This is a genomic window from Streptomyces sp. NPDC001507, assembly GCF_042894765.1.
Lineage (GTDB): Bacteria > Actinomycetota > Actinomycetes > Streptomycetales > Streptomycetaceae > Streptomyces.
Genome location: NZ_JBIAVV010000010.1, coordinates 298,501 through 317,393, shown reverse-complemented (window position 1 = coordinate 317,393; position 18,893 = coordinate 298,501). Strand labels below are relative to the sequence as shown.

The 18,893-nt window shown below is 71.0% G+C and carries 17 protein-coding genes; 12 read left to right on the top strand and 5 right to left on the bottom strand.

Features of this window, described 5'->3' with window-relative positions:
* The first annotated feature begins 43 nt into the window (after positions 1–43).
* Complete coding sequence (locus ACFY0K_RS31250; protein ID WP_390642615.1) at positions 44–1,033, top strand: DUF5926 family protein; 990 nt, start codon at positions 44–46, stop codon at positions 1,031–1,033.
* Positions 1,034–1,288: 255 nt separating this feature from the next.
* Here ACFY0K_RS31250 and ACFY0K_RS31245 read toward each other — a convergent pair whose 3' ends face one another.
* A complete protein-coding gene (locus ACFY0K_RS31245; RefSeq protein ID WP_390642614.1) occupies positions 1,289–1,852 on the bottom strand; it encodes a hypothetical protein in 564 nt (187 codons plus the stop codon).
* Between the two features lie 54 nt (positions 1,853–1,906).
* Positions 1,907–2,581, bottom strand: coding sequence for a bifunctional DNA primase/polymerase (locus ACFY0K_RS31240; protein ID WP_390642613.1), 675 nt, complete (start codon positions 2,579–2,581; stop codon positions 1,907–1,909).
* Between the two features lie 675 nt (positions 2,582–3,256).
* Here ACFY0K_RS31240 and ACFY0K_RS31235 point away from each other — a divergent pair.
* Together ACFY0K_RS31235 and ACFY0K_RS31230 are read left to right on the top strand one after the other, a co-directional pair.
* Positions 3,257–4,642, top strand: coding sequence for a PP2C family protein-serine/threonine phosphatase (locus ACFY0K_RS31235; RefSeq protein WP_390642612.1), 1,386 nt, complete (start codon positions 3,257–3,259; stop codon positions 4,640–4,642).
* 133 nt (positions 4,643–4,775) lie between these two features.
* The gene (locus ACFY0K_RS31230; RefSeq protein ID WP_390642611.1) at positions 4,776–6,245 is read left to right on the top strand and encodes an aminopeptidase P family protein; all 1,470 of its coding nucleotides are present in this window, start codon (positions 4,776–4,778) and stop codon (positions 6,243–6,245) included.
* 117 nt (positions 6,246–6,362) lie between these two features.
* Here the strand turns inward: ACFY0K_RS31230 and ACFY0K_RS31225 are convergent, their stop codons facing one another.
* The 3 genes from ACFY0K_RS31225 to ACFY0K_RS31215 form a co-directional block, all read right to left on the bottom strand.
* Entirely contained in the window at positions 6,363–7,178 is an 816-nt protein-coding gene (locus ACFY0K_RS31225; protein WP_390642610.1) for a triphosphoribosyl-dephospho-CoA synthase, read from the bottom strand.
* 205 nt (positions 7,179–7,383) lie between these two features.
* Positions 7,384–7,959, bottom strand: coding sequence for a GNAT family N-acetyltransferase (locus ACFY0K_RS31220; RefSeq protein ID WP_390642609.1), 576 nt, complete (start codon positions 7,957–7,959; stop codon positions 7,384–7,386).
* A 38-nt stretch (positions 7,960–7,997) separates the two neighbouring features.
* Complete coding sequence (locus ACFY0K_RS31215; protein WP_351956880.1) at positions 7,998–8,447, bottom strand: ATP-binding protein; 450 nt, start codon at positions 8,445–8,447, stop codon at positions 7,998–8,000.
* 263 nt (positions 8,448–8,710) lie between these two features.
* Here ACFY0K_RS31215 and ACFY0K_RS31210 point away from each other — a divergent pair, with 263 nt between their 5' ends.
* The 9 genes from ACFY0K_RS31210 (at position 8,711) to ACFY0K_RS31170 (ending at position 18,848) form a co-directional block, all read left to right on the top strand.
* On the top strand, positions 8,711–9,565 hold the full coding sequence (locus ACFY0K_RS31210) for a hypothetical protein (RefSeq protein WP_390642608.1): 855 nt from the start codon (positions 8,711–8,713) through the stop codon (positions 9,563–9,565).
* Positions 9,566–9,835: 270 nt separating this feature from the next.
* Entirely contained in the window at positions 9,836–10,576 is a 741-nt protein-coding gene (locus ACFY0K_RS31205; protein WP_351956916.1) for a YcnI family protein, read from the top strand.
* A gap of 113 nt (positions 10,577–10,689) precedes the next feature.
* A complete protein-coding gene (locus ACFY0K_RS31200; RefSeq protein WP_390642607.1) occupies positions 10,690–11,346 on the top strand; it encodes an SCO family protein in 657 nt (218 codons plus the stop codon).
* Between the two features lie 5 nt (positions 11,347–11,351).
* On the top strand, positions 11,352–11,858 hold the full coding sequence (locus tag ACFY0K_RS31195) for a copper chaperone PCu(A)C (protein WP_390642734.1): 507 nt from the start codon (positions 11,352–11,354) through the stop codon (positions 11,856–11,858).
* Positions 11,859–11,871: 13 nt separating this feature from the next.
* Positions 11,872–13,887 carry a copper resistance CopC/CopD family protein gene (locus tag ACFY0K_RS31190; RefSeq protein WP_390642606.1) on the top strand — a complete coding sequence of 672 codons (2,016 nt, stop codon included), beginning with the start codon at positions 11,872–11,874 and terminating at the stop codon, positions 13,885–13,887.
* An 8-nt stretch (positions 13,888–13,895) separates the two neighbouring features.
* On the top strand, positions 13,896–15,176 hold the full coding sequence (gene efeB / locus ACFY0K_RS31185; protein ID WP_390642605.1) for an iron uptake transporter deferrochelatase/peroxidase subunit: 1,281 nt from the start codon (positions 13,896–13,898) through the stop codon (positions 15,174–15,176).
* A 134-nt stretch (positions 15,177–15,310) separates the two neighbouring features.
* Entirely contained in the window at positions 15,311–16,246 is a 936-nt protein-coding gene (gene pheA, locus ACFY0K_RS31180; RefSeq protein WP_390642604.1) for a prephenate dehydratase, read from the top strand.
* Positions 16,247–16,776: 530 nt separating this feature from the next.
* Positions 16,777–18,054: a serine--tRNA ligase gene (serS, locus tag ACFY0K_RS31175; RefSeq protein WP_351956874.1), complete on the top strand. Its 1,278-nt coding sequence runs from the start codon at positions 16,777–16,779 to the stop codon at positions 18,052–18,054.
* The gene (locus ACFY0K_RS31170; RefSeq protein WP_390642603.1) at positions 18,051–18,848 is read left to right on the top strand and encodes an HAD family hydrolase; all 798 of its coding nucleotides are present in this window, start codon (positions 18,051–18,053) and stop codon (positions 18,846–18,848) included. Before serS ends, ACFY0K_RS31170 begins: the two co-directional genes overlap by 4 nt.
* The last annotated feature ends 45 nt before the right edge of the window (positions 18,849–18,893 follow it).

Genomic DNA, 18,893 nt, shown 5'->3' with positions numbered 1-18,893 from the left:
GCTCCCGCCCGTACGAGACGAGCCGTAACCGGGAGACACCCAGATGGCCAAGAAGCGACCCCAGACGACGGCCACGCGGCCGCAGCCCGGCGATGCAGCCCGCGCCGAAGGCGCTGATGTGAACTATCCGGTCGTCGGTGCCCGTGAGCCCTGCCCCTGCGGCAGCGGCCGCCGCTACAAGGCCTGCCACGGCCGGGCCGCGGCGCACGCGGCGACCGAGCTGGTGCACCGCCCGTTCGAGGGGCTGGCCGGCGAGGGCGACTGGGTGGCGCTGCGTGAACTGGTCCCCGCCGCCACCGTCGAGCTGACCCTGAAGGACGGTCTGCCCGACGGTGTCCCCTCGGTCACGCTCGCCACGGTGCTGCCGATGGCCTGGCCCGCGCTGCGCCGTGACGACGGCACGGTCCTGCTCGGCCTGCAGAACGACACGGCCTCCGGCGACATCAGCCGCGACCTGGCCGACACCCTCCAGCGCGCCCTCGCCGCCGAGCCGGGCACCCCGGTGCAGGGCCGCCGCGCCCCCGCCGACAGCCCCCGGCTGCAGGACCTGCTCGACCCGAAGGGACCGTTCGAGCCAGTTGTGCACGACGGCTTCGAGTTCTGGGTGCAGGACGCCGCGAACGCCACCCCGGACGTGACCGCCTCCCTGGAGCGGGCCAACGCGGCGGCCATCCCGACGGTGAAGCTGACCGGCGTCGACTCCGCCTACTGGTGCGAGACGCCCGAGAAGAACCACTTGCGGTGGGTCATGCCGTACCCCGAGGAGCAGCTTCTGGACGCTCTCGCGCGGCTGCACGCGGCGGGCCGGTCCGGCCTCGGCGAGGGGACCCGGCTGGTCGGCTCCTTCCGTGCCCACGGCCTCACCGTGCCGGTCTGGGACCTGCCGAGCGGGGTCGGCGCCGAGGACGTGGAGAAGCCTGCGGCCGAGTTCGCCGAGCGCCTCGCGACCGCCCTGGCCTCGGAGGCACCCCTCACCGCGGACGAGCGGCGGGCCCGCGGCGGACTCACCAACCGACAGGTGACGCTCAGCTGAAGATCAGCCGGCGATCAGCGCGGGCACAGGGTCGCGGCTGACCGGTCGGTCAGCCGCACCAGGTCCGTTGACTCGGGTGACTCCTGTCACAACTTCCCTACCCGGCAAGCAAATACGTGTCCGAATAGCCGAGATCGAATTTGCGAACCGCCGATCTCTTGTTACCGTCTCAGTAGCCCGGTTGCTGGTGCATCCCCCGTCGCCAGCAACCGGGCCTTTTCATGCCCGCGCCGGTGTACGGACCGTTGCGGATCGTCAACTCCCGTTGGACCGCTGGGAGTTGCTCACGGCGGAGTCCCCCGCACCGGTGTCCCCCGAGTTGCTCGCGGAGCGCAGCAGCAGCGGGCCGTCGCCGTCGCGCGCCGCGAACTCCGTGACGGCCGTGTAGGCGTCCAGCGCGCCCCGGGTGTGCTCCCGGGGCGTCTCACAGGTGGCGGGCTCGTCGTCGGCGGCGGCGTCGGCGGCACAGTGCGTCTGCACGGTGCGGCCGTTCGGGCCGAGGAGGCTCAGCACGCTCTCAAGGGCCGCGCCGGTGGCGTTGCGGTAGTAGGTGCGCGCCCAGGTGTCCGCGCCCTGGGCCATCACGCAGGTCTGCGCCTCGACGCCGTCGGGCGAGGTGAGTTCGGGACCGCAGCGGGCGGCCGTGGCCAGACCCAGACCGAGCACCAGCGGGGACCGGACGGGCACCGGCAGCTTCTCGTCGTCGTGCCGGGCGGCGGGTACGGCGGCGTCGCCCACCTGTCCCGCGGACGCCACGGCCAGCGGCAGCGCTACCGCGCACACCATGACGCCCGCGAGGGCGAGGAGACGCACGTTCATGTGCGGAGGGTAACCAGACGGACGCGACAAGCCGGGTTCGCGCGCCCGACACCCCTACAACTCGGGTGCGCTCACACCCGTACGGGTGAGGGCGTCGACCACGGCGTCCACCACGGCCTCCACATCGGGCACCCAGGGCTTGGCCGAGCCGGGCAGCGGGGCCCGCTCCCAGCGGATGGCGCCCTGGCCGGTCTCGGAGGGCGGCAGGGCGAGATAGCCGCCCTCGCCGTGGAAGCGGAGCGAGCCGGGGACGAAGTCCTTGGCGTAGAGCAGGTCACCCAGCTGCTCCATGGAGTACGGCTTGACGAGCAGCGCCCAGCGGGTGGGCGCGGCGACCACCGGGCCGAGGCGCATGCCACGGCGGTCGAGGAGAGCAAGGGCGCGGGAGGCGGCGAGGGCCGGCAGGCTGACCGCGCAGGGTGCCTTGCCGCCGGCGGCTCCGGTGGCGAGGACGATCGGGGCCGTCGGCCGGTTCCCCCACCACCAGCGGACCATGCGCTCGTCGGTGGTGGCGGCGAGCAGGCCGGGGTCGAAGGGGTGTGCACCGGGCACCGTGCACTCGGGGTCGGGACACGCGCACCGGGCCCGCCCCTGAGGGTCGGGAGCCACGCCCGGGAGTACGGGCCACTGCCATTCCGTCGCGAAGGTCAGGGCCGCGCCGAGAAGCTCAGGCCCCTTGTCGTTCCGCCTGGACAGGAGCCTGCGTCGCCTTCCGAGGATCTCGCGCATGAGCGCTCGTTCCTTTCCGTTGCACCGCTGGCAACACCGTGGACCACATCACATCATGTGTCGATCACTTCACTGTGCGTACCTGTTGGCGCATCACACCCCTGCGCTGGGCAAGGGGAACCCCATCGGGGTCGAGCGGGGGCCGCGCCCGCGTTCACAAGAACTGCGTCGTACTGCTCGTACCGCGTACTGCACGTACTGCGTCTCGTACTGCGTCTATCAAAAGCACGGCCACGGCGTGGGGGTGGCGAAGTCTGGCGTTTTGCCGTTCCGAGTGTTTCTCTCCGCCTCCGCCACGGGAGGATGGGGCACGGTCGTCGGTGGTTAAGACGCCCGGGTCCGTCGCCAGGTTCCGGGTGGTCCCCAACCACCCCTGGCCTTCTCCGAGTACGTACCCATCACGACCGCTGTGACGCTCCGTGGAGCAAGGCCAGTCGACCGCAATGAACCGTTGCCCGAGTCAGTTTTAAGCCAACTTTGCCTTTGTGCAAGCGGTCCGGAAGAACCCCTTGAGAACACCTCAAGGGACCCACGGACACCAGGAATCCCAGCAGGACAATGCTGGACATCCCCTCACGAGTGCGTGTACATGTGGAGACACCGCCGGCGGCGCAGAAAGACATGGGGGTTTGCGATGCTTTTGAGCAATACGCACAGGTCTGAAAGCCGGACGCGATGAACGCCCCGCACCCTCCGAAAGTGGCTGGAATCGATTCAACGGTCCCCACTCCCGCCCACACTGTCGCGCCGGTCCCCCCCGCCCCGGCCGCACCTGCGGTCCCCAAGGCCCCCGCCGCCCCGGCACCCGGCACCGTCCTCCAGGACCGGCTGGCCGGCTGGGTCTCCGACCTCACCACCCTCCACGAACTGACCGAACGGCTCGCCCGGACCGACGCGCTGGAGCAGGCCCTCCACGAACTGCTGTGCGCCGGTGCCGCCCTGGTGGGCGCCCGGCGCGGGGTGGCGGCGCTGGAGCCCGCCGACGGGCTGGGCCCGCACACCACGCTCGGCCTCGGGCTCGGCCGCGCCGACCTCGGCCACCTGGAGACCGTCCCGCGCGGCGCGCTGCCGTACGACACCGGTACCGCCGCCGAGACCGCGCACCCCGACCTGTTCGCCGAGGACGGCCTCGACCCGCGCCACCGCGAGGTCGCCGTCCGCCTCGGCTACGCCGCCAGCTACGCGCTCCCCCTCGTCACCGGCGTCGCCGACCGCCTCGGCTCGGTCGCCTGGCTGTACGACGAGCCGGCCCAGCCCGACGAGCGCCGGCGCCATCTGGCCGGCCTGTACGTCAGGCACGCGGCCGCGCACCTGGCCAGGCTGCTGGAGGTCGAGCGCACGCGCGCGTGCATGGCGACCATCGCCGAGGAACTGCTCCCCTCCCGGCTGCCCCGGGTGGCCGGCGTCCAGCTCGCCGCCCGGCACCGCACCGGCCCGCGCGGCGGCGGCGACTGGTACGACGCGCTGCCGCTGCCCGACGCCGCCCTCGGCCTCGCCGTCGGCTCGGTCACCGGCTCCGGGCCGAGCGCGGTCGCCGCGATGGGCCGGCTGCGCGCCTCGCTGCGGGCGTACGCCGTGATGGAGGGCGAGGACCCGGTCGCGGTCCTCTCCGATCTGGAGCTGCTGCTGCGGCTGACCGAGCCGGCCCGCTCCGCCACCGCCCTGTTCGCCTACTGCGAGCCCGCGCTGCGCAAGGTCACCCTCGCCGGGGCAGGGCACAGCCCGCCGCTGCTGATCGGGGAGCACCGCACGCAGTTCGCGGAGACCTCGGTGTCCGCACCGCTCGGCATGCTCGCCTGCTGGGAGGCGCCCAGCGTGGAGATCGAGGCGGAGGCCGGCGAGACCGTGCTCCTCTACACCGACGGACTGCTGCACCGCACCGGCGACCCCATGGACCGCGCCTTCGCCCGGCTGCACACCGCCGCCGCGAGCGTCCCGCACGCACTGCGCCGCGACCCCGGCGCGATCGCCGACCACGTCCTGCGCACGGTGCTGCCGGACGGCCTGGCCGAGGCCGACACCGAGGAGGACGTGGTCCTGCTGGCGGCCCGCTTCGACTGACCGGTCAGTCAACAAGACGGAGCACGGCGGAAGCGCGCACACCTCACACGGCCGCGGGCCCCGCGTCCCTGGGACGCCGTCCGGTACGACCGTACGATGGACGGGATCCACTGCAGTGTCGAGGAGGATAACCGTGTCCGACGAGCTCACCCCGGAAAATCCGGAGACCCCGGAGACCGAGTCGGAAGAGCCGATCAAGCAGCGCAAGAACGGCCTGTACCCGGGCGTGTCCGACGAGCTCGCCGAGAGCATGAAGTCCGGCTGGGCCGACACGGAGCTGCGCGATCTCCAGCCCGTCGAGCAGGCCGGGCACACCGCCCGCCGCCGCGCCGAGCTGTCCGCCCGCTTCCCGGGCGAGCGCCTGGTGATCCCGGCCGGCAACCTGAAGACCCGTTCGAACGACACGGACTACCCGTTCCGGGCGTCCGTCGAGTACGTCTACCTGACCGGCAACCAGACCGAGGACGGCGTACTCGTCCTGGAGCCGAAGGACGACGGCCACGTGGCCACCGTCTACCTGCTGCCCCGCTCCGACCGTGAGAACGGCGAGTTCTGGCTCTCCGGCCAGGGCGAGCTGTGGGTCGGCCGCCGCCACTCCCTCACCGAGTCCGAGGCGCTCTACGGCATCCCCGCCGCCGACGTGCGCGAGCTGGCCGACAAGCTCCGCGAGGCCACCGGCCCGGTGCGGGTCGTCCGCGGGTACGACGCCGGCATCCAGGCCGCGCTGACGGACAAGGTCACCGCCGAGCGCGACGAGGAGCTGCGGGTCTTCCTCTCCGAGGCCCGGCTGGTCAAGGACGACTGGGAGATCGGCGAGCTGCAGAAGGCCGTCGACTCCACGGTCCGCGGCTTCGAGGACGTCGTGAAGGTCCTCGACAAGGCCGAGGCCACCAGCGAGCGCTACATCGAGGGCACCTTCTTCCTCCGCGCGCGCGTGGAGGGCAACGACATCGGCTACGGCTCCATCTGCGCGGCCGGCCCGCACGCCTGCACACTGCACTGGGTCCGCAACGACGGCCCGGTGCGCTCCGGCGACCTGCTCCTGCTGGACGCAGGCGTCGAGACGCACAGCCTGTACACCGCCGACGTCACGCGGACGCTGCCGATCAACGGCACGTACAGCGAGATCCAGAAGAAGATCTACGACGCCGTGTACGACGCCCAGGAGGCCGGTATCGCGGCGGTGCAGCCGGGCGCCAAGTACCGCGACTTCCACGATGCCGCGCAGCGGGTGCTGGCCGAGCGGCTCGTCGAGTGGGGGCTCGTTCAGGGGCCGGTGGAGCGGGTGCTGGAGCTGGGCCTGCAGCGCCGGTGGACGCTGCACGGCACCGGGCACATGCTCGGGCTCGACGTCCACGACTGTGCTGCCGCGCGGACCGAGACGTATGTGGAGGGCGTCCTGGAGGCGGGGATGGTGCTGACCGTCGAGCCGGGGCTGTACTTCCAGGCCGACGACCTGACCGTGCCGGAGGAGTACCGGGGGATCGGCGTCCGGATCGAGGACGACATCCTGGTGACGGCCGACGGGAACCGGAACCTGAGCGCCGGGCTGCCTCGTCGGTCGGACGAGGTGGAGGCCTGGATGGCTTCGCTCAAGGGCTGACGTGTGAGGTGAATGGCCGGGTGCCAAGGGGTGCCCGGCCATCATTGCGTTCTGCGGGTGGTGGGGGGTGCTCGCGCGGTTCCCCACGCCCCTTGGGGGGGCGCTCCAGTCGGGGCGTCACAGAGAAGGCAGGGCGTCCAAGAACAACGCTCCCGCCAGCAGGCCCGCGCTGCCCCTCGGGCTCCAGCCTCGTTCGTGGAGGTCGGCGTCCATGGCTGCCAGTGCCGCCGCGCCCGCCTCTGTCGCCGTACCGCCCGCCTCCAGTACCGCGCGCGCCCCCGCCTGGACCTGGCGCAGGCCCAGTGGGCCCGCGGTGTAGAGAAGTTCGGTGTCCTGGAGCGTGGACATCACGGTGAGTAAGGCGTCGAGGCGGGCCTGGTTCTCGGTGGCGCCCGCCGTGCGGGCCGTGGTGAGGGCGTCCAGGGCCCTGCGCACGTGCGGGAATCCGGCCCGGGCCTCACCCCGGGCACCGGCCGCGCCGTACTTGACGGAGATCGACGAACCCCGGGAGGGGCGCTTGGGGGCGCCCTTGTCGTTGAACGCGGCGATCTTCCGTGCGTTCAGGGCGATCTCGCGGGCCTTGGCGCGGGGGTCCAGGGCGACCGCGGCGACCAGGAAGCCGAGGGCCCACAGGGCGCCCTTGTGGCCGCCGCCGGCCAGGCCGACCGAGTGCTCGGTGCACCGGCCGATCGCGCCGAGTTCCGCCCGCAGCACCGGTGTGGCTTCGCCGGTACGGCGGGCGGAGGCGGCCATCGCCGCGAGTCCGGGCACCAGCGCCCTGGCCGACCAGCGCAGACTGTCGTGCTCCCGGCGCGTACTGCGGGCGTCCAGGTCACGCGGGTCGGGCAGGCCCGGCTTGGGGGCCAGGGCCAGCTGACCGGTGAGCGCGGCCACGGCGGCCTGGGCCAGCGCGTCGTCCTCGCGGCTTGTCATGTCCCTTACCTTATGAGGCGGCGGAGGCCGAAGGGGAGGCGCTGCCGCCTGGTCCGTCGCTCGGCGGGCGGCGGGTGATCGACGTGTTCTTGCGGTTTCCCGTCATGGCCGACGAAGCTAGGAACGCCGTTTGTCAGGGGCATGGGCAGAGGCTGGCAACGGCCTGTGAACGCCCAGGAGGCTGAACCAGTCGGGAAGCCACTGGTCACAGCGCCGGGGCGCGGTCGTGCAGGATCCGCTGGAACAGCCTGCTGTCCCGCCATTCTCCATTGATGTGCAGATACTGCGGGGCATCCCCGATGGTCTCGAACCCGCATTTCTTCAGCACGCGTTGGGACGTCGTGTTCTCGATCAGCGTGGACGCCTCGATCCGGTGAAGCCCCACCACATCCCGGGCGATCTCGCAGACCCGTTCCAGGGCGGCGGTGGCCAGACCGCGGCCCTGTTGATCACCGGCCACCCAATAGCCGACGTAAGAACTGCAGAAAGGACCCAGGGAAATCCCGGAAAGGGTGATCGCCCCGACGATCCGGCCGTCCTCGGCCGACTCCATGAGCCAGGGGGCCACGAGGCCGTCCGCGGCCTGTCCGAGCAGGCCGTCGATGCGTTCGGCCTGGCCGTCGACGGTGAAGAAGGACTCGGGTCTGACCGGTTCCCAGGGCTCGAGATGACGTCTGCTGCCGACGTATGCGGCGCACAGCGCTTTCGCGTCGCCGACGGCAATGGGACGCAATATCACGCCGGGGACGAGCAGGCTTTCTTTAATCTTTCCGAGAATCATGCGCGCACCCTAGCGCGGGTGTTATGCCGGAGCGAGAGTCATGCCGAAAGCAGGGAAGGATCTTTCTTCCACTTGAGAATCTTGTCGAAGCTGACCACGGTGCCGCCGCGGCCGGGCTTGTTGCCGATGTGGACGTGATCCGCGAGTTCTCTGATGAGACAGAGGCCTCTCCCGTTCTCGGCGTCGGGACGGGCGGGCCTGATGTCCTGGGTACGGGCGAACCCCGGCGCGAGCCCCGGTCCCGAATCGGCCACTTCGATACGGCACTTCTCGCCGTCCAGGTAGGCGGTGACCCGGTACGCCTCCGACGTACGGCCGGCCCCGCCGTGCTCGACGGCGTTCGCACAGGCCTCGCTGAGGGCGACGGAGAGGTCGAAGGAGATGTCGGGGTCGACGCCCGCCGTCTCCATCGTGCCGATCAGCAGTCGGCGGGCGAGCGGCACGCTCGCGGCCTCACGCCGCAGATGGAGTGACCACCAGATGCTCATGCTCCAGCCTCCTGGCTGCGGCTCGACATACCGATACCTATTGCCACCCGTGCACGGGTGTAAGCACTCCGTTCATGTGAGAACGCCCATCCGGGGGATGCGCGGGTGGAGGTTTCGGTGTATGAGCGGGCAGTTCACCACAAGGATGATCTTTCGGTTCTTTTTCTCGATCACCGTCCTGGGCGCAACGGAGTCTTCGTGTAAAGGAATCTTCCGGACCTGACGCAAGACGGGTGCGGGTCCAGTGCGATGATGAGCGCGCCATGACTGCCCCCCACCCGCGCGCGGCGCGCACCGGAAGCGGACTGCGGCTCCTGCGGGCCGCGGTGTTCGCCGCGCTGTGCGTCGTGCTGGCCGCGGCGGGGCACACCCTGGCCTCCTGCGCGACCGTTCCGCTGTGGACGCTCGGCGCGGGCTTCCTGGGCACTCTGGCGCTCGTCGCCCCGCTGACCGGCCGGGCCCGCTCGCTGCCAGGGATCGTGGCCCTGCTCGCGGTGGTGCAGACCGTCCTGCACACCCTGTTCGGGCTGGGTCAGCACGGCGGTTCCGCGATGTCCGGCGGCGCGATGTCGATGTCGTCGATGTCGTCGATGTCGTCGATGAGCGACGCCTCGCTGGTGGAGCGAGCCGCACGGCTGGTGTGCGGGGCCGGGGCCGCGCAGATCAGCCCCGCCCACGCCTACAAGATCCTCACGGACGCGCATCTCAGCACCTCGGTTCCGGCCACCGGCACGAGCGGGGCGGCCCATGCCGCGGACGCCACCGGGGCCTCCGGTTCGCTGCTGCCCTCCGTGCCCATGCTGCTCGGACACGTTCTCGCGGCCGTCGTGGCCGGGTGGCTGCTGCGCCGGGGTGACCTGGCGCTGCTGCGGCTGATCCAGTTGTCGGCCGATTCGGCGCACGGGGTCGCCGAGGGGGCGCTGATCCGTGCCCTGCGCGGGGCGCTCGCGCTCGCGCGCGCCCTGTGCGCCGGGCTCGTGGCCGTGCCCGAGGCGCCCGCGCGTGTCCGTCGCGGTGCCTGGGACATACCTCCGGCCCCGCGCACCGTCGAACTCCAGCACTCCGTGATCCGGCGCGGGCCGCCGGTGGCCGCCGCCGTACTCGTTCTCGCCGCCTGACACGACGCGCCCAGAGCACTCCCCGGGGTCTGCCCGGACCGGAGGGACCTGCCGCCGTCGTGCGGCACGCGCGCGTGCGCTTTCCGTCGGCCCTGTCCGATTTCCGGCTTCGGTGCTTCGACACTTCGGTGCTTCCGGCATCGGGTTTCGGGCCTTCGGGCTTCGGGCTTTCGGGTCTCCACGCGCCCCCTCAACGACAGAACTCACTCGGAGTGGAGTGCTCCTGCCATGAAGGCTTCCGTCATGACCGCCGTGTCCGCCGTGTCCGCCATGAAGGCATCGCGCGTCATCGCCGTCGCCGCCGTCACGGGTACGGCCGTACTGGCCGTCTCCTCGCCCGCGTTCGCGCACGTCAGCGTGCAGCCCGAGGGCACCGCCGCCAAGGGCGGTTACGCGGTCATCGACTTCAAGGTCCCCAACGAGCGCGACAGCGCCTCGACCACCAAGGTCGAGGTCAACTTCCCCGCCGACCACCCGATCGCGTCCGTGATGCCGCAGCCGATGGCCGGCTGGAAGATCGACGTCACCAAGTCCAAGCTGGCCAAGCCGCTGGAGATGCACGGCGAGAAGATCGACCAGGCGGTCACCAAGGTCACCTGGACCGCCGAGGACAAGGGCATCGAGCCGGGCTACTTCCAGAAGTTCCCGCTCTCCGTGGGCGCCCTGCCCGAGAACACCGACGAACTGGTCTTCAAGGCCGTCCAGACGTACTCCAACAAGGAGGTCGTCCGGTGGATCGAGGTCCAGCAAAAGGGCCAGGACGAGCCGGAGAACCCGGCCCCGGTCCTCGCGCTGTCCGCCGCCACCGATGATCACCACGGCTCGACGACGGCCGAGGACACCGCGGCCACGACCGAGACCACGGCATCTTCCGACGACTCCGGCTCCTCGAGCGGTACCGACACCACCGCCCGCGTCCTCGGCGTCGTAGGCATCGCCGTCGGTGCGGCCGGGGTCGCCTACGGCGTCCTCGCCGGCCGCCGCCGGTCCACCACCGGCACCGAGGCCTGAGTTCCGCGTCCGTAACGCGCACGGGGGGTCGTGCGACGCTGTGACAGCTGTCGGGCAGCTGTCGTACGGCCCCCCGGTGCGCGCCGGATCTCTCACATCTGGGACATTTTCGTATGCGCAAGAAGACGTTCGCCGCGGCCGCGCTGCTCGCCGCCGCCACCCTGACCCTCTCCGCCTGCGGCAGCGGCGACAACGACGCGAAGTCACCCGTCACCGTGGTCTCCGGGGACACCTCGAACAAGGCCGCGACCATCCTGGACACGCCGTTCGAGAAGCCCGACCTGGTGCTCACCGACACCCAGGGCAAGAAGTACGACCTGCGCGCGGAGACCAAGGGCAGGCCGACGCTGATCTACTTCGGCTACACGCACTGCCCCGACGTCTGCCCGCTGACCATGAACAACCTCGCGGTCGCCAAGAAGGCGCTGTCCAAGGCCGACCAGGCGAAGCTCCGGGTCGTGTTCGTCACCACCGACCCGGCCCGCGACACCCCGTCCGAGCTCGGCAAGTGGCTCAAGGGCATCGACCCGAGCTTCGTCGGGCTGACCGGCGACTTCGCCACCATCCAGGCCGGTGCCCGCACCCTCGGCATCTCCATCGAGCCGACCCACAAGGACAAGAAGACCGGCAAGGTCGTCTCGGTGCACGGCACCCAGGTCATCGCGTTCTCACCGAAGACCGACGGCGGATACGTCCTGTACGGCGAGAACGCCACCGTCGACGACTACACCAAGGACCTCCCCAAGCTCATCCAGGGGGAGAACCCGTGAAGTCCATGAACCCCGCGAGGCCCGGGAACCCCGGGAAACGCCTCGCCCTGACCGCGATAGCCGTCGCGGGGGCGCTCGCCCTCGCGGGCTGCGGCGGCTCGGGCTCCTCGGGCGGCTCGGGCTCTTCGGGCTCCTCGGGGACCGAGCTGTCCGTCCAGGCCTCCTACATGCCCCAGCCGGTCTCCGCCGACATGGCCGCCGGATTCCTGACGATCACCAACAAGGGCGGCACGAAGGACGAGCTCACCTCCGTCACCAGCGACTCCGCCGGTGAGATCACCATGCACGAGACCAACGGCGGGGCGATGGAGGAGGTCAACTCCTTCGAGGTGCCCGCACACGGTCAACTCGTGTTCAAAAGTGGTGGCAACCATCTGATGTTCGAGAAGCTGAAGCACCGCCCGGAGCAGGGCGACACGATCACCTTGAAACTCAAGTTCGCCGAATCCGGTCCGCTCACCGTCGAGATGCCGGTGAAGTCCGCCACGTACAACCCGTCGACCGGACACTGAGGGAGGACCGACCTTGATGCGGACCATCACCCCCCGCCTGCGCACCCTGGTGCTGCTGTTCCTCGCCGTCACCGGCGCGCTGCTGGCCGGCGCCGGGCCGGCCTCGGCGCACGCCGCGCTGACCGGCAGCGACCCCTCCCAGGGGGTGGTGGTCACCAAGGCGCCCGACCAGGTCTCGCTCACGTTCTCCGAGAACGTCTCGATGAACAACAACTCGATCCGGGTCCTCGACCCCCAGGGCAAGCGGGTCGACCTCGCCAAGCCCGACAACCTGAGCGGGACGACGTACGGCGTGCAGCTCAAGAGCGGGCTGGGCAAGGGCACGTACACCGTCGCCTGGCAGGTCGTCTCGGCGGACAGCCATCCCGTCGCCGGCGCCTTCACCTTCTCCGTCGGGGCGCCCTCCAGGACCGTCGCCTCGGTCGGGGACAAGGAGGCGGGCGGCGGGGTCGTCGGCTGGCTCTACGGCTTCGGGCGGTACATGTCGTACGCCGGGTACATCGTGCTCGTCGGCGGCGCCGCCTTCGTCCTCGCCTGCTGGCAGCGTGGCTCCGGGGTGCGGGCCATGCAGCGCCTGGTCGTCGGCGGCTGGCTGACGCTCACCGCGGCCACCCTCTGGCTGCTGCTCCTGCGCGGCTCCTACACGACCTCCGGCAGCGTCGGCGACATCTTCGACCTGAACCTCCTCGGCCAGGTGCTGCAGACCAAGCCCGGGGCGGCCCTGGTCTCCCGGCTGCTGCTGCTCGCGGCGGCCGCCCTCTTCATCGCCGTGCTGTTCGGCGCCTACGACAAGCGCGAGGACGAGGAGAAGCGCGACCTGACCTTCGGGCTGGCCGTCGGCGGAACCGTCGTGGCCGCCGGGCTCGCGGCGAGCTGGGCCATGGCCGAGCACGCCTCCACCGGACTCCAGCCGGGCATCGCGATGCCGGTCGACGTCATCCACCTGATCGCCGTCGCCACCTGGCTGGGCGGGCTCACCGCCCTGCTGGTCGCCCTCTACCGGGCGCCCGCCGACACCCCGGTCGCGTCCGCCGCCGTACAGCGCTTCTCCCGGGTCGCCTTCGGGTCGGTGCTCGCACTGGTCGCCACCGGCATCTACCAGTCCTGGCGCCAGCTCGGCTCCTGGTCGGCGTTCACCGACACGGCGTACGGCGAGCTGCTGCTGGTCAAGATCGGGCTCGTGGCGCTGCTCGTCGGCATCGCGTCCATCTCGCGACGGTGGACGGGGCGGCTCGCGGCTGCGGGGGTGACGGAGACCGCCGAAGAGACGGTGGAGGAAGAGGCGGCGGAGGAGGCGGAGACCAAGGAGACGGTCAAGGCGTCCGCCGCCACGAAGGAGGCCTCCGGCAAGGCCACCAAGTCCGGCACCGGTGTTCCCGCCGTCTCCGGCGGCACCGGCGGCACCGGCGTCTCCGGCAAGGCCATGGCCACCGACGAGGACCCAGGGCGCGCCGCCCAGCTCGCCCGGCAGCAGTCCGCCATGGAGACCGCCCGGCAGAAGCGGCTCCGGGACGCCGACCCGCACCGCTTCGGCCTGCGCCGCTCGGTGCTGGCCGAGGCCGGGGTCGCCGTCGCCCTGCTCGCGGTCACGACCGTGCTGACACAGACCGAGCCCGGCCGTACCGAGCAGGACGCCAAGGCCGCCACCGCGGCCGCCTCGTCCTCCTCCGCGTCGAACTCGTCCTCGGGCGCGCTGACCCTCGACATGTCCTTCGACACCGGCGGCAAGGACGGCAAGGGCGTCGTCCGCGTCGACCTGGACCCCGCGACCGTCGGCAGCAACGAGATGCACGTCTACGTCCAGCGTCCCAACGGCCGGGCCTTCGACATCCCCGAGGTGAAGGTCGCCTTCACCCTCGACGCCAAGAAGCTCGGGCCGATTCCCGTGAACCCCGACCACATCACCACCGGACACTGGGCGGCCAACGGGGTGCAGATCCCCATCGCCGGCGACTGGAAGGTCTCCGTCACCGTGCGGACCTCCGACATCGACCAGGTGACCGTCTCCAAGAGCGCGCAGATCGGCTGAACCGCACCATGCCCGAACAGTCCCAGTCCGTCACCGAGGACCGCACCGCAGCCGCCGATGCTCCCCCGGCCGGGGGCGTCACCCGACGCGCCCTGCTCGGCACCGCCGGAGCCACCGGACTCGTACTCGGCGCCGCGGGCGCGGGCGTCGGCTACGCGGCCGCCCCCGCCCAGGCCGCCCCGCTCAGCTCGGTCGGCTCCGACCGGGCGATGTTTCACGGGAAACATCAGCCGGGCATCACCGAGGGCCTCCAGGCGCGCGGCCATCTCGTCGCCTTCGACCTGGCGGCGGGCGCGGGCCGCAGCGAGGCCGCCGCGCTGCTGCGCCGCTGGTCGACGACGGCCGAGCGGCTGATGGCGGGCGAGCCGATGACGCAGGACGACACGGACGTGGCCCGCGATGCGGGTCCCTCTGCGCTGACGGTCACCTTCGGCTTCGGCAACAGCTTCTTCACCCGTACCGGCCTGGAGAAACAGCGGCCCTCCTCGCTGGACCCGCTGCCCGACTTCTCCTCGGACCACCTCGACAGGTCGCGCAGCAACGGCGACCTGTGGGTGCAGATCGGCGCCGACGACGCCCTGGTCGCCTTCCACGCCCTGCGGGCGATACAGAAGGACGCGGGCAGCGCGGCGAAGGTCCGCTGGCAGATGAACGGCTTCAACCGCACCCCGGGCGCCACCGCGCACCCCATGACGGCCCGCAACCTCATGGGCCAGCTGGACGGCACCCGCAATCCGAAGCCGACGGACTCGGACTTCGACCGCCGGATCTTCGTGCCGGCGAACAGTTCGAGCGACCCCGCCTGGATGGCGAACGGCTCCTACGCCGTCGTACGCCGGATCCGCATGCTCCTCGACGACTGGGAGAAGCTGTCGCTCGCGGCCCAGGAGAACGTGATCGGGCGGAAGAAGTCGAACGGGGCGCCGTTGACCGGGGGCACCGAGACGACGGCGATGGACCTGGAGAAGGCCAGGGCGGACGGGGAGTACGTCGTCCCGATCAACGCGCATGCCCGGATCACCCGGCCCGACCAGAACGGGGGCGCGGCGATCCTGCGGCGCCCGTTCTCGTACCACGACGGCATCGACGCGGACGGGACACCGGACGCGGGGCTGCTCTTCGTCTGCTGGCAGGCGGATCCGCTGCGCGGGTTCGTGCCGCTGCAGCGGAAACTGGACCGCGGGGACGCGCTCTCGCAGTACATCCGGCACGAGGCGAGCGGCCTGTTCGCGGTGCCGGGCGGTGCGGCCGCCGGGGAGTATGTCGGGCAGCGGCTGCTGGAGGGGTGACATCCGTCTGTCGCAGCGATGGCAGAGTGGTTTCTGATCACTATTGGTGCGTTTCCGGGTTTCAAACCACCCGGTCGAGTGGATCCGGTGAGACAAGTGAGCCGCGTCTCCCCGCGCCCATTAGGGTGAGGGACATGCCAGCGAGCTATGCGTATCTCGGTCCCGAAGGCACCTTCACCGAAGTCGCCCTGCGCACGCTTCCGGAGGCCGCCACCCGGGAGCTCATCCCGTACGTCTCCGTCCAGTCCGCGCTGGACGCCGTACGCAACGGCGAGGCCGAGGCCGCGTTCGTGCCGATCGAGAACTCCGTCGAGGGCGGGGTCACCACGACCCTCGACGAGCTGGTCGCGGGCAGGCCGCTGATGATCTACCGCGAGGTGCTGCTGTCGATCACCTTCGCGCTGCTGGTCCGGCCTGGCACCAAGCTCTCCGAGATCAAGACGGTCACCGCCCATCCGGTCGCCCAGCCGCAGGTCCGCAACTGGCTGCGGGCCCACCTCCCGGACGCCGTCTGGGAGTCCGCCGCCTCGAACGCGGACGGTGCCCGCCTGGTCCAGGAGGGCCGTTACGACGCGGCCTTCGCGGGCGAGTTCGCGGCCGAGCGGTACGGTCTGGAGGCCCTGGAGACCGGGATCCACGACGCGGAGAACGCGCAGACCCGGTTCGTCCTGGTCGGCCGCCCGGCCCGGCCCGCGGCCCCGACCGGCGCGGACAAGACCTCGGTCGTGCTCTGGCAGAACGACGACCACCCCGGTGGGCTCCGCGACCTGCTCGGCGAGTTCGCCACCCGGGGCATCAACCTCATGCTGCTGCAGTCCCGGCCGACCGGCGCCGGCATCGGCAACTACTGCTTCTGCATCGACGCCGAGGGCCACATCTCCGACCGGCGGGTGGCGGAGGCCCTGATGGGGCTGAAGCGGATCTGCCGCCAGGTCCGGTTCCTGGGCTCCTACCCGCGGGCGGACGTCGGGCCGGGCGAGACCGTGGGGCCCACGCTGCCGGGGACGTCGGACGAGGAGTTCGTGGCGGCCTCGGACTGGGTGGCGCGCTGCCAGGACGGCCGTTTCTAGCCGGTCGTACCCTCGTATCTTCGTTATCCACAGGGGTTATCCACAGGTGCCCATCTCGACCTGGGGACAAGTCGACAGCAACACATGAGCCTGTCGACAAATCGGCCCACGGGCCGTCGGCGCGGCCTCGGCCGCCCACATCACCCTTCGTCCACTCGTTTCCCATGGTTCATCTTTTGGAGCGACGCCTTTCCACTCGAAAGGGGGTGTTGTCCCGGTTTGATGTGGGAATTCCTCTCTTCACGCACCGCTCGCGGAGTGATCAATTCCGGAGTCCACACCTCGTCCACACACCCTGTGGATAACTCTCGGGAGGGCGGGGATTCCTGTGGACAACCGCGCCTGCAAGTCCCGGTCTCCACAAGGGAATCCAGTCAACCGCAGGCCGCACGCCTGCCCCGTCCCGGGGAGTGAGACACTTTTTATTGACACGCTCGGCAATTACCCCATAACGGAACGTAAGCCGCGATTCGGAACACGTGTGAATAGTGATTCGTGGGCGGCAACCCCGCACCGGTAGCCTTGGCTCCGTGATTGACCTTCGCCTGCTCCGTGAGGACCCCGACCGTGTGCGCGCGTCCCAGCGCGCCCGTGGAGAGGACGTCGCGCTCGTCGACGCCCTCCTCTCCGCCGACGAGCGGCGCAGGTCCTCCGGCGTCCGCTTCGACGAGCTGCGCAACGAGCAGAAGTCGCTCGGCAAGCTCATCCCCAAGGCCTCCGGTGACGAGAAGGCCGAGCTGCTGAAGAAGGCCGGCCAGCTCGCCGCCGACGTCAAGGCCGCCGACGCCGAGCGCGACGCGGCCGACGCCGAGACCCAGGAGCTGCTGCTCCGGCTCGGCAACCTCGTCCACCCCGACGTGCCCGTCGGCGGCGAGGAGGACTTCGTCACCCTCGAGGAGCACGGCACGATCCGGGACTTCGGCGCCGAGGGCTTCGAGCCCAAGGACCACCTGGAGCTGGGCCAGCTGCTCGGGGCGATCGACGTCGAGCGCGGCGCCAAGGTCTCCGGCTCCCGCTTCTACTTCCTGACCGGTGTCGGCGCCCTGCTGGAGCTGGCGCTCGTCAACGCGGCGATCGCGCAGGCCACCGAGGCCGGCTTCACGCCGATGCTGACCCCGGCGCTGGTCCGCCCGCAGTCCATGGCGGGCACCGGCTTCCTCGGCCAGGCGGCCCAGGACGTCTACCACCTCGACAAGGACGACCTCTACCTGGTCGGCACGTCCGAGGTCCCGCTCGCCGCGTACCACATGGACGAGATCATCGAAGCGGAGCGCCTGCCCCTCCGCTACGCCGGCTTCTCCCCCTGCTTCCGCCGCGAGGCCGGCTCGCACGGCAAGGACACCAAGGGCATCTTCCGCGTCCACCAGTTCGACAAGGTGGAGATGTTCTCCTACGTCGCCCCCGAGGACTCGGAGGCGGAGCACCAGCGGCTGCTGGCCTGGGAGAAGCAGTGGCTGACCTCGCTGGAGCTGCCGTTCCGCGTCATCGACGTCGCCACCGGTGACCTCGGCGCCTCGGCCGCCCGCAAGTTCGACTGCGAGGCGTGGATCCCGACCCAGGGCAAGTACCGCGAGCTGACCTCGACGTCGGACTGCACCGAGTTCCAGTCCCGCCGACTGTCCATCCGGGTCCGCGACGGCAAGCAGGTCAAGCCGCTGGCCACGCTCAACGGCACCCTGTGCGCCGTACCGCGCACCATCGTGGCGATCCTGGAGAACCACCAGCAGGCCGACGGCTCGGTGTACGTGCCCGAGGTGCTGCGCCCGTACCTGGGCGGCCGGGAGGTCCTGGAGCCGGTGTCCCGGTGACCTTCCCCTACGGGCTGATCGCCACCGACCTCGACGGGACGCTGCTGCGCTCCGACGAGTCGGTCTCCCCGCGCACCCGTGAAGCGCTCGCCGCGGCCACCGCGGCGGGCGCCGCGCACATCGTCGTCACCGGCCGCGGGGTCCCCTGGACCCGGCACATCCTCGACGACCTCGGCTACGACGGCCTCGCCGTCTGCGGCCAGGGGGCGCAGGTGTACGACGCCGGGGCGCACCGCCTCCTCACCTCCGTGACACTGGACCGGCAGCTGGCCGCGGTCGCCCTCGCAAAGATCGAGGCGGAGGTCGGCCCGCTGCATCTGGCGGCGAGCCGTGACGGCCTAGACGGCGACGTGCTGGTGGGGCCGGGGTACGCGGTGACGGGCCACCTCCCGTCGGTCCCTTTCACGGACGTGGCCGACCTCTGGGCGGCGCCGCTGAACAAGATCTACATACAGCACCCGCAGCTCTCCGACGACGAACTCGCGGAAGCGGCCCGGCAGGCGGCCGGAGGCTTCGTCACGGTGGCCATGGCGGGCGAGGGCATCGTGGAACTGCTCCCGCTCGGTCTTTCGAAGGCGACCGGTCTCTCCCTGGCCGCGCGTCGCCTCGGCCTCAAGTCCGCCGACACGATCGCCTTCGGCGACATGCCGAACGACATCCCGATGTTCGCCTGGGCGGCTCGGGGAGTGGCCATGGCCAACGCCCATGAGGAGCTGAAGGCCGTGGCGGACGAGGTGACGTCTTCCAACGAGGAGGACGGGATCGCGGTGGTCGTGGAGCGTCTGCTGGGCTGAGGCCCGTCCTTTGTCTGTGGGTGCGTGGGGGCTGGTCGCGCAGTT

Coding starts and splice junctions, on each gene's coding strand:
- ACFY0K_RS31250 (WP_390642615.1), top strand. CDS start 44: ATGGCCAAGAAGCGACCCCAGACGACGGCCACGCGGCCGCAGCCCGGC.
- ACFY0K_RS31245 (WP_390642614.1), bottom strand. CDS start 1,852: ATGAACGTGCGTCTCCTCGCCCTCGCGGGCGTCATGGTGTGCGCGGTA.
- ACFY0K_RS31240 (WP_390642613.1), bottom strand. CDS start 2,581: ATGCGCGAGATCCTCGGAAGGCGACGCAGGCTCCTGTCCAGGCGGAAC.
- ACFY0K_RS31235 (WP_390642612.1), top strand. CDS start 3,257: ATGAACGCCCCGCACCCTCCGAAAGTGGCTGGAATCGATTCAACGGTC.
- ACFY0K_RS31225 (WP_390642610.1), bottom strand. CDS start 7,178: ATGACAAGCCGCGAGGACGACGCGCTGGCCCAGGCCGCCGTGGCCGCG.
- ACFY0K_RS31220 (WP_390642609.1), bottom strand. CDS start 7,959: ATGATTCTCGGAAAGATTAAAGAAAGCCTGCTCGTCCCCGGCGTGATA.
- ACFY0K_RS31215 (WP_351956880.1), bottom strand. CDS start 8,447: ATGAGCATCTGGTGGTCACTCCATCTGCGGCGTGAGGCCGCGAGCGTG.
- ACFY0K_RS31210 (WP_390642608.1), top strand. CDS start 8,711: ATGACTGCCCCCCACCCGCGCGCGGCGCGCACCGGAAGCGGACTGCGG.
- ACFY0K_RS31205 (WP_351956916.1), top strand. CDS start 9,836: ATGAAGGCATCGCGCGTCATCGCCGTCGCCGCCGTCACGGGTACGGCC.
- ACFY0K_RS31200 (WP_390642607.1), top strand. CDS start 10,690: ATGCGCAAGAAGACGTTCGCCGCGGCCGCGCTGCTCGCCGCCGCCACC.
- ACFY0K_RS31195 (WP_390642734.1), top strand. CDS start 11,352: ATGAACCCCGCGAGGCCCGGGAACCCCGGGAAACGCCTCGCCCTGACC.
- efeB (WP_390642605.1), top strand. CDS start 13,896: ATGCCCGAACAGTCCCAGTCCGTCACCGAGGACCGCACCGCAGCCGCC.
- pheA (WP_390642604.1), top strand. CDS start 15,311: ATGCCAGCGAGCTATGCGTATCTCGGTCCCGAAGGCACCTTCACCGAA.